This is a genomic window from Ligilactobacillus agilis DSM 20509, from assembly GCF_001436215.1.
In the GTDB taxonomy this organism is placed as follows: domain Bacteria; phylum Bacillota; class Bacilli; order Lactobacillales; family Lactobacillaceae; genus Ligilactobacillus; species Ligilactobacillus agilis.
The window spans coordinates 106,428-106,823 of sequence record NZ_AYYP01000060.1; the positions used below are offsets into that span (position 1 = coordinate 106,428).

Annotated in this window: 1 pseudogene; it reads left to right on the forward strand. The window is 43.2% G+C overall.

The features are described from left to right. Window positions 1–396, forward strand: a pseudogene (locus FC14_RS10925) (RNA-guided endonuclease TnpB family protein); the annotation flags it as partial.

Here is a 396-nt window from a genome sequence, read left to right on the forward strand (position 1 = left end):
GTGGCAAACGGAAAGAAAGCGACCCAAGCAAATAATTACGTTAAAACGAGAGCCAAGTTACAACGTGATTATCGTCGGGTTGCCAATATCCAACACGATATTGTCCAAAAGTTTACCACTATGTTAGTTAACGACTATGACCGGATTGCCATCGAAGACTTGGCTGTCAAGCAAATGCAGATGAGTCATGTTGCATCCAAAGGCTTACACCGGTCAATGTTTGGCTATTTCAAGCAGGTTTTAAAATATAAGTGTAAATGGGTATGGCAAGGAGTTAATCCTAGCGGACCGTTACTATCCAAGTACCCAGCGCTGTTCTCAGTGTGGTCATGTTAAGACTGGCGCAGATAAAGTCGGACTTGATGGCAACAAGAAACATGGAACGAAGCATAACGA